This is a genomic window from Streptomyces sp. SPB074, assembly GCF_000154905.1.
Lineage (GTDB): Bacteria > Actinomycetota > Actinomycetes > Streptomycetales > Streptomycetaceae > Streptomyces.
Map to the genome: position 1 here is coordinate 3,628,323 of NZ_GG770539.1, position 8,733 is coordinate 3,637,055.

An 8,733-nucleotide genomic window follows, 5' to 3' on the forward strand; every position below is an offset into this window, starting at 1 on the left:
CCGGCGCGGTGTGGCGACGTCGAACGGCCCGTGCAGCGTGGTGGCACCTGGCGGCGGCGGGTCCGCCTGTGCCGGCCCGCCCGGCGCGCGGTGCTACGCGGCGAGGTCCGGCCCCGCCCCGGCCTGCGCGGGCAGCAGGGGCACGAGCCGGTCCCAGCGCGCGATCTCGCACCCGTTGGTACGCGAGAACGTGGCGTCGACGGGCCGCCCCGCCCATTCTCCGCTGACGTGCGCGGTGCGCGCTCCCCCGTACTGCATCGTGCAGATGGCGTCCGGCGCCACGGGCGCGAAGGTGTCGCGCCCCCACACGGTCACCTCGTCCAGGCGCGCGCAGGCCGCCGCGGCCTCGGGGTGGTCGCCCCCGGTGGGGTGGCAGCGCAACTCGTACCGCGTGACGGAGCCGCCCTCCTCCGTCACCTTCACGAGGAGCCGGTCGCCCCCGGGCGGCTCCGGCACGGAGACGGCGGTGGCGGGAGCCGTCCCGGCGCCGAGACCGAGCAGGCAGCCGGCGAGGAGCAGGGCGGTACGGAAAGCGCGCGGACGGAAGACGGACATGAACCCTCGCTCGTGGGCGGGCGCGCGGCACGGTGGCCCCGTTCCGCATCAGGGTGCACAACGGGAAAGAGGGGCCGGAGGACACGTGCGGGGCCCGGGGGAACCGCTTCCGGAAGCTCTTTGCCCCGTCCCTCGCCGCCTAGTACGGTGGGTGCCGATTGGTGGCAGCCCGCACGGCTGTGTCATCATCTCCACGCACCCGCAGGCGCTCGCTCGCAGGCAGGTGTGGCTTTTGGAGGCGTCGCCTAGTCCGGTCTATGGCGCCGCACTGCTAATGCGGTTTGGGGTTTACCCCCCATCGAGGGTTCAAATCCCTCCGCCTCCGCAGCACCCGCAGGGCCCCGCGCGTCCCCAGGACGACGGGGCCCTGCGGCGTTCCCGCCCCCGGGTCCCGGCGCCAGCAGCCCGGAGACGGATGCTCCTGCGGTGCGCGCGGGAGGGAGCCGCGATGCCGAGGGGACCGCCCGGATCGGTCCGCGTGGTCCTCGCGGGAAGGTGGCCGGATCGGTCCTCGCGGCGTCCGTCGGGAGGCGGAAGCGACGGGCGGCGAAGGGGCGCCGCCCGGGGCGGTGCCAGCGGGTCACGAGTAACGGGACGGCCGCCCTCCGCCACCCCCGTCCGGGCCTCCGGCACGCCCCCCGAAAACGGCCGTTTCCCCAGCTCAGCCAGGGCGCGGTAATCGGATTTCGCGTCCGGCCGACCTTCATGTAATGTTGTCTTCGCAAGGCCGACGGGGGACAAAAACCCAGGCGCTGAGCACAAGCACTCGTAGCTTAACGGATAGAGCATCTGACTACGGATCAGAAGGTTGCAGGTTCGAATCCTGCCGAGTGCACATCATCCAAAGGCCCTCCCGGTTCACCCGGGAGGGCCTTTGTCGTGCCGTACAACAACGAAGCACCACAACCGCTCACCCGGCACCGCTCGCTCCTGGGCGAGCGACGCGGCATCCGCACCCGCCGCAGTACGCCGTGCCGGTCATGCGCAGCACGAGGCCCGCGCCCTGGAGGCGAACCAGCCAGCCGCTGCTACAGGTTTCTCTACTTCATCAAGACACCCCTGCGCTCCACCCCGCCGGGCGCACTTCCCGGCTCCGCTGGGGCTGCCGCCTTCGACCCGCCCCGCTCCGACTCGCTCCACCGACGCGCGCCCCTGCACGCGAGTGCGCGGCGAAGGGCCGATGGGTTGTGATCCGTACGGGAGCTTCGGTCAAAGACGTGCCTCCGGCGGGGGCGCTCATGCGTCCGGGGAGCGAGGGGCCCGGCAGGCGTCCACCGGCATCGTCGGGGTGAGCGTGGGAGCTTCCATCCTGCCCACCTCCGGCCCAGCCAGAGGCGAGCAGTCGGACGACGAGGAACGACCGGATCGGTCGATGCCGCGCAGGGCTTTCGACCTAAAAACGCTCCACCGTTTTCTGTGTATCAGCTTCCGTAAACGTGGCCACGAACCAATGGATCGTGCTCCAGGACGAAGTCGGAGGCTGCCCAGAATTCGGACAACCGTGGATGCTGCAAGGCCGCTTCACGATCGAGTTCCAGGCCGAACAGTGGTCCGTCAGGGTTAGCCAGACCGGCAGTCACGACTGTCGAAGCCGGGGTCGTCTGCCCGGCCACGGGCCCGACACGGCATGCGAACGCGACGTGATCGGGCCTTGACCCTGGAGTTTGAACACGTCTATGCGGCTCGGGCCAGGGTAGTTGAGGTTGGGTGGACGGTGATCTCGTAGGTGATCGGGGCTCGCTGGCCGAGCCGGGAATGACGGCGTCGGGTGTTGTAGCGGGACAGCCAGTGGAAGGCGTCGAGTCGTGCCTCGCGCTCGCTTGACCAGCCCTTTCGGCCCTTCAACGTCTCCCTTTTAAAGCTGGCGTTGAACGATTCGGCGGCGGCGTTGTCCGCGCTGGACCCGACGGCGCTCATGCTCTGCAGGACACCGGCCCGGCGGCAGGCGTCCGCGAAGGCCCCGCTGGTGTACTGGGCTCCGTGATCGGTGTGCATGATCGCCCCGTTCAGACTGCCGCGGGTCCGTTCCGCGGCGGCGAGGGCGTCGATGACGAGCTCGGTGCGCATGTGGTCGGCGATCGCCCAGCCTGCCAGGCGGCGCGAGCACAGGTCGATCACTGTCGCGAGATAGCAGAACCGTCCGCCGCCGACGCTCAAGTAGGTGATGTCACCGACGTACTTGGTGTTGATCTCCTTCGCGGTGAAGTCGCGGCCGATCAGGTCCGGGGCCTTCGCGGTGGCCGGGTCGGCGATGGTGGTGCGGTGCCGGCGCCGCAGACGGACCCCTTCGAGGCCGATGGTCCGCATGATCCTGGCAACGCGCTTGTGGTTGACCGCCTGGCCGCCCTCGTCGCGGAGCTCGGCAGTGATCCTCGGGACTCCGTAGGTGCCGTCGGACTCCTTGTGGGCCTTGCGTATCCGGGCCGCGAGCCGGTCGTCAGCGGCCTGACGGGCCATGCGAGCCGGGGCGGTGCGACGCCAGTAATAGAAACTCGAGCGGGCGATCCCGAGAATGTCGCAGAGCCGCTTCACGCCGTATCGGCGCTGGTGATCCTCAACGAACTGGCAGCGGTTCACCAGCGCGTCTCCGTCGCGAAATACCGGGCCGCCTTGCGGAGGATGTCGCGTTCTTCCTCCAGCTCGCGGATCCTCTTGCGCGCGGCGGCCAGCTCCGCCTGAACCGGGTCACCGGCAGGCTGCGGTGCCGTTGCGGGGGCGGAATGGGCACCGGCGCGGCGTCCGTCGGCGGCCCGGATCCAGTTCCGCAGCGTCTCGGTGTTCACTCCGAGATCGGCGGCGACCGACTTGATCGTCGCTCCCGGACGCGACCGGTACAACGCGACCGCGTCCGCCTTGAACTCGGCGGGGTAATGCTTCATCCCCACAGGGACTCCGTTCTCCTGGACCATCAAGATCCAAGTCTCTCCGGTGTCCAAACTCCAGGGTCAGGGCCCATCATCCCAAGCATCCGGCCCGTCCCCCCACGTCCCGAAGATCACGTCTATCCAGGCATCATGATCGCGGTCGCGATGGTGGTAGCAGTTCGCGAAGTAGACGGCGTACGGGGCCCCGCCTGAGTAGATGAAGTTCCACGCCCGCTCGATGGGGGCGTTACAGCACTCGCACTCGAACTCGCGGGTCTGTCGGTCGGGACCGAAAGTCAGGGACATGGCGACATGATCCAGTACCAGGCCGGAGGATTCTCGGCAGGGCTGCCTGTTGGTCGCTTGAGTCAAGCGTCGCTGCTGTAGCTGACATCAACGGTTGACCGACAAGCCCGAACAGTGCCGATCAACGGCGGACCTCAGCGGCAGGCGGATCAGAGACAGCCGGAGATGATGGGGAGCGAGATGCCCCCTCAATCGACCTGATAAGGACGAGGCCGCAGGTTCGCCCTGCTCAAGCTGCTGGACGACGTGATGTCCTGCTGCGGCGCCGTTCCTAGAGTTCTTACACATCAGTGATGAAGAGGCCGAGCAGATCTCCCTCTTCGACCGCCTGCCCCTTATGTCCATAGTCTCGCCGAATGGCGATAAGCAGCCTCTCGAACTCGAAAGGCGCCGCCTCTGTTTCCGCTTCGGTGGAGGCGCTCGCGATGAAGCGTTTGAATCGGGACCACTCAATCAGAACGTCATCTGAGGCCCAGGCGATGAGCTGACGCCCAATGCGGCGAGCAAGGAGAGCCACGACCTTCACGCCTCCGAGAAGGAGGGCCGCCAGCAGAGCAAAAGCTTCAAGCCCCTTGATGAAACACATGCGCCCCGTTGTCCTCAACACGTCCACATCTGGCGCATGTTTCGCCAATCAAGACCTGTTGATCAACTGTCCAGGCGGTGAGTCGAGGTGTGGGGCACGGCTGCTCAAGACTTCGGGGACCCTGCCACATCCGTGCCAGTTCGAGCGGGGAACACCGGGGAACGGGGGTGTCCTACAGGGCGCGCGCCCGACGCTCGGCGAGGTGCCTCTTTCGGAGGTCAGCCCCCTGGCCGCCCGGCCTCGCTCCTAAGAAGCCATCTCATTTGGTGAGTCTGCGGTAGCAGATGAGGGTGCAGGCGATGCTGGTGAAGGCGAGGAAGTGGTCGGCTTTGCGTTCGTAGCGTCGGTGGAGTCGTCGGCAGCCGGCGAGCCAGGACATGGTGCGTTCGATGGTCCAGCGGTGTCGGCCGAGTCGCTGCGAGGTCTCGACGCCTTTGCGGGCGATGCGATGCCGGATTCCGCGTCCGGACAGCCATTGCCGCAGGTGGCGGTAGTCGTATCCCTTGTCGGCGTGGAGCTTTCCGGGTCGGCGTCGACGGGGGCCCCGGCGGGAGGTGATAGGCGGTATGCCCTTCACGAGCGGGATAAGGGCTTGGCTGTCGTGGACGTTGGCACCGGAGATTGCGACGGATATGGGCAGACCGGTCCGCTCGGTGATCAGGTGGATCTTCGACCCGTACTTGCCCCGGTCGACAGGATTCGGACCTGTCAGGTCCCCCTTTTCAAGGCCCGCATGTTCACCGAGTCGATCGCGCACCGCGACCAGTCCAGCTCCCCGCGCGTACCGAGCTCGTCGAGGACCAGGCGGTGGAGCTTGGCCCACACCCTGGCCTTCGACCACTCCGAGAACCGCCGGTGGGCAGTCGCTCCGGACGGGCCGAACGACGCCGAAGGCAGCTGCTGCCAGGTACAACCCGACGTGGCCACGAAGACGATCGCGGCCAGCACTTCCCGGTCACCGTGCCGACGCCGACCACCACCCTGCGGCCGCGACGGCGCCTCAGGCACCACCCGCTGGAACAACTGCCACAATTCGTCCGGCACCAGCCGCTCAACAAGCCCCACCATGACTCATAGACTACCGAGTCACCCAAATGAGATGGCTTCTAAAGCGGTGGTTACTCGACCGCCTTCCGTACGCCAGTGCAGGCGACCAGCGATCCGCCGTCTTCCGTGAAGAAGAGCATGAAGACCCAAGACCTATCGGCGGCGGCGACCCTCCCAAGGCGTACTGGTCGGTCGTGCTCACCGAGGCGTTGCACCGCGTGTTCCAGGCCAACGGTCGCGACGCCCTTCCGTCGCGTGTGCCGAAGCCGACGTGCATAGACGTTGGCGTACGACTCGGCCGGCGAAGCCCCGTCCCAGACAACGTAGGTAGCGCCCTCATGGAGGGCAGCCAAAGCAGCGAGGGCTGCCTCATCGCCACCGGCCAGTAGTTGCAACAACGGATCTCTCTCCAAGGCTCCTCCTGCCGGGATCCTGCTGTACAGCAGAGAAGTGCCGCAAACACATCGACTGTGTCGGGTCTGTCAAACGAGCGGTGTAAGTAGGGTTGTTGAGGGTTACTGGCGGGCTGCGGAGAGTCGGCCGTCGAAGGTGATGTCGAAGGCGTTGAGAGCGGTTTTCCAGCGCATGGTCCAGCGGGCCTGGCCCTTGCCGGTCGGGTCGAGCGACATGATCGCCATGTAGACGCACTTCAGGGCGGCCTGTTCGTTCGGGAAGTGCCCCCGGGCTTTCACCGCCCGGCGGATCCTGGCGTTGACGGACTCGATCGCGTTGGTGGTGCAGACGATGCGGCGGATCTCAATGTCGAAGCGCAGGAACGGGGTGAACTCCTCCCACGCGTTCTCCCAGAGCCTGACGTCGCCGGATACTTCTTGCCCCATGCGTCGGCGAACTCCGCGAACCGATCGAGGGCCGCGTCCTCGGTCGCCGCGGTGTAGACGGGCTTGAGGACCTTGGCGATCTTGTCCCAGTCCTGGCGGGCGGCATAGCGGAAGGAGTTCCGCGGCAGATGGACCACGCAGGTCTGCACGACGGTGCGGGGCCAGACGGTCTCGACCGCGTCGGGCAGGCCCTTGAGCCCGTCGCATACGAGCATGAGGACGTCGTTCACGCCGCGGTTCTTGATCTCGGTGAGGATGTGCATCCAGTGCTTGGCGCCCTCGCCGCCGTCGCCGGCCCACAGCCCGAGAATGTCCCGCCGGCCCTCGACGGTGACGGCCAGGGCGACGTAGATGGGCCGGTTGGCGACCGCGCCGTCGCGGATCTTTACGTGGATGGCGTCGATGAAGACGACCGGGTAGACGGCGTCCAGGGGCCGGTTCTGCCATTCGGCCATGCCTTCGAGGACCTTGTCGGTGATCGTGGAGATCGTCTGGCGCGACACGTCGGCGCCATAGACCTCGGCCAGGTGGGCCTGGACCTCGCCGGTGGTCAGGCCCTTCGCCGCGAGTGAGATGACCATCTCGTCGACGCCGGACAAACGCTTCTGGCGCTTCTTGACGATCTTCGGTTCGAAGGAGCCCTCGCGGTCGCGGGGCACGGTTGTCTCCACCGGGCCCACGTCGGTCAGTACGGTCTTGGCGCGGGTGCCGTTGCGGGAGTTGCCGCCGTTCTTCCCCGCCGGGTCGTGCTTGTCATAGCCGAGGTGGTCGGTGATCTCGCCCTCGAGGGCCGACTCCAGGAGTCGTTTGGTCAGCTGCTGGAGCAGCCCGCCCTCGCCGGTCAGCTGCAGGCCCTCCGCCTGAGCCCGGCCCACCAACTCGTCGATCAGCCGGTCGTCCACAGACTTCGACGGCACCGTCTCAGACGGCTCGACGGGCTCGGCCTTGGTCACGTTGTTGCTGGTCATCGAGCATCTTCCATGATCGGGAGTTACACCGAACGTTTTACAGTCCCACTGTGTCTGCCCGTTCGAGTGCTGTGTGGGGTGGGCGGGGAAAGTCTCTGGTGAGGGGGGAGGGCGCTGCGGACAATGACGGTATGACGTTGACGATTTGGGTCGATGACTGGCAGATGCAGTGCTGCGGGGAGAAGTTCGCGCCGGGAGATGTCGTCTCGTGGCACCTCCAGGAGGTCGATCCCGAGGATTACGCGGCTGTCGTGGGGAGCGAACGGGCCGCGGAGATCGACTTTTGCGAGGAGCACCACGGTCAGGAGGGCGCGCACGCGCCGACACGGTTGCGGGTGCTGGCCGTCTCGGAGGTGCACTGCCGGTACGAAGTCCCTCCGGGTGGCGCGTCGAGCGGGAGGCAGCCGGTACCGGGCAGCACCGAATTGGTGCGGGTCCGGGAGGCGGACGGCTGGGCGGCGCGTCGCCCGCACGTCGACTTCGCCGGTTACCTCGTGACGGCCGAGCGGGCCGAACTGTCTCAGGCGCCCGCGTCGGCCGGCAGCGGCACATGACACCGGTGCACCGGCTCGGCGTGCGTTGCCGGTCAATGCCGAACCTCGGTGGCAGCAGGGCCCAGGCCTCGGCGTACGACCCGGCCGCGGTGGCTCGTTGACGTCCGGCGGTCTCGGGCGCGCCGTGCGGCGGGGAAGTAGCGCCGGCTCGGTGGCCGGCCCTGTCCGACGGCCCGCCGGGTCGCGGCGTGCGGCTGTTCCGGTCTTCGGTGGTCCGTGTATCAGGCGGTCCAGCGCCAGGCGTTCGAGCGGTAGGAGCAGGTGATCGCGGTGCCGGCGGCCGTGGTGGTGCGGGCGCCGTGGTCGCTGTTGCGGCAGTACTGGCCGGGTGAGTAGCAGTTGCCGGAGCTGGAGACGATCGAGCAGGTGCCGGTGTCCTCCGTCCCGGCCGTGTCGCTGTAGCCGGTGTCGTCGGCGCTGTCCTCGCCGCCGCTCGTGGTCGTGCTCGCTCGTGTGGTCTTGGTGACCGTGACGGTGACCGTCGGGGCGGGTTCGGGCTCGGCCTTCGTCGTCTTCGTGACGGTCGGGCCGGGCTCGGGGGTGGCCGTGGCGGTGACGGTCGCGCGGGCGGTCACGGTGGTCGCGGGGGCGGCCTTGGCCGCGACCGTCTCCTGGCCGTCGCTCCCGGCGGAGCCGATGAGCGTGCCGGTGGCCAGCAGCGCCGCGCCGCCCACCCAGACGAGGACGCGCTTGTGCAGCGGGCGGGCGGGGTGCGCCGTGGACGGCCCTGGGGTGCCGTACGGGTTCGGGCTGTTCATGTCGTCCCCCCGGGAAGCTCTAGGCGAAGTGGGACGACGGTAGTGACCCCGTGGGGAATATGGGGGTGGCGTGGAGAAGGTGTGTCCTATTCGTGACCCGTGCCGGGTGGGGCGGGTCGCGGTGCGTTGTCAGTGGTCTCCGTTACGGTCGGCGCAATGGAGCGTGGTGCGGGGTGGTGGTGTGCCGGGGCGCGGTGGGAGGCGTCCGGGCGCGTGGGCCTGCGGTGGGTGGGGGAGGAGCGGGTCAGCCCGCTCG

7 protein-coding genes, 2 tRNA genes and 1 pseudogene are annotated in these 8,733 nt (G+C 68.1%); 3 read left to right on the top strand and 7 right to left on the bottom strand.

The genetic code is table 11. The annotated features are described in order from the left end of the window. Nucleotides 1-93: 93 nt before the first annotated feature. Entirely contained in the window at nucleotides 94-555 is a 462-nt protein-coding gene (locus SSBG_RS14955) for an SSI family serine proteinase inhibitor (protein WP_008746948.1), read from the bottom strand. A 234-nt stretch (nucleotides 556-789) separates the two neighbouring features. On the opposite strand from SSBG_RS14955, the gene SSBG_RS14960 reads away from it, so the two are divergent. Both SSBG_RS14960 and SSBG_RS14965 read left to right on the top strand, forming a co-directional pair. Next, a tRNA-Ser gene (locus SSBG_RS14960) sits at nucleotides 790-880 on the top strand. A 437-nt stretch (nucleotides 881-1,317) separates the two neighbouring features. Beyond that, nucleotides 1,318-1,390, top strand: a tRNA-Arg gene (locus SSBG_RS14965). An 839-nt stretch (nucleotides 1,391-2,229) separates the two neighbouring features. Here the strand turns inward: SSBG_RS14965 and SSBG_RS14970 are convergent. From SSBG_RS14970 to SSBG_RS15005, 5 genes and pseudogenes are all read right to left on the bottom strand, one after another. Continuing rightward, nucleotides 2,230-3,440 (bottom strand): IS3 family transposase gene (locus SSBG_RS14970; RefSeq protein WP_086023026.1). Its coding sequence is split into 2 segments (ribosomal slippage): nucleotides 2,230-3,149 and nucleotides 3,149-3,440, totalling 1,212 coding nucleotides; the frame shifts between segments, so codons are not numbered across the junction. 60 nt (nucleotides 3,441-3,500) lie between these two features. Then, a complete protein-coding gene (locus SSBG_RS14980) occupies nucleotides 3,501-3,725 on the bottom strand; it encodes a hypothetical protein (RefSeq protein ID WP_008746950.1) in 225 nt (74 codons plus the stop codon). A 280-nt stretch (nucleotides 3,726-4,005) separates the two neighbouring features. Further along, nucleotides 4,006-4,311, bottom strand: a complete 306-nt coding sequence (locus SSBG_RS14985) for a hypothetical protein (protein WP_008746951.1) — start codon at nucleotides 4,309-4,311, stop codon at nucleotides 4,006-4,008. 259 nt (nucleotides 4,312-4,570) lie between these two features. Then, nucleotides 4,571-5,379 (bottom strand): IS5 family transposase gene (locus tag SSBG_RS14990; RefSeq protein WP_106429344.1). Its coding sequence is split into 2 segments (ribosomal slippage): nucleotides 4,571-5,031 and nucleotides 5,031-5,379, totalling 810 coding nucleotides; the frame shifts between segments, so codons are not numbered across the junction. Between the two features lie 494 nt (nucleotides 5,380-5,873). After that, nucleotides 5,874-7,165, bottom strand: a pseudogene (locus SSBG_RS15005) (IS256 family transposase). A 131-nt stretch (nucleotides 7,166-7,296) separates the two neighbouring features. On the opposite strand from SSBG_RS15005, the gene SSBG_RS15010 reads away from it, so the two are divergent. Then, nucleotides 7,297-7,719 carry a DUF6578 domain-containing protein gene (locus SSBG_RS15010; protein WP_037871487.1) on the top strand — a complete coding sequence of 141 codons (423 nt, stop codon included), beginning with the start codon at nucleotides 7,297-7,299 and terminating at the stop codon, nucleotides 7,717-7,719. Between the two features lie 221 nt (nucleotides 7,720-7,940). Here the strand turns inward: SSBG_RS15010 and SSBG_RS15015 are convergent, their stop codons facing one another. Next, the gene (locus SSBG_RS15015; protein ID WP_008746955.1) at nucleotides 7,941-8,477 is read right to left on the bottom strand and encodes a hypothetical protein; all 537 of its coding nucleotides are present in this window, start codon (nucleotides 8,475-8,477) and stop codon (nucleotides 7,941-7,943) included. Between the last annotated feature and the right edge of the window lie 256 nt (nucleotides 8,478-8,733).

Coding starts and splice junctions, on each gene's coding strand:
- SSBG_RS14955 (WP_008746948.1), bottom strand. CDS start 555: ATGTCCGTCTTCCGTCCGCGCGCTTTCCGTACCGCCCTGCTCCTCGCC.
- SSBG_RS14980 (WP_008746950.1), bottom strand. CDS start 3,725: ATGTCCCTGACTTTCGGTCCCGACCGACAGACCCGCGAGTTCGAGTGC.
- SSBG_RS15015 (WP_008746955.1), bottom strand. CDS start 8,477: ATGAACAGCCCGAACCCGTACGGCACCCCAGGGCCGTCCACGGCGCAC.
- SSBG_RS14985 (WP_008746951.1), bottom strand. CDS start 4,311: ATGTGTTTCATCAAGGGGCTTGAAGCTTTTGCTCTGCTGGCGGCCCTC.
- SSBG_RS15010 (WP_037871487.1), top strand. CDS start 7,297: ATGACGTTGACGATTTGGGTCGATGACTGGCAGATGCAGTGCTGCGGG.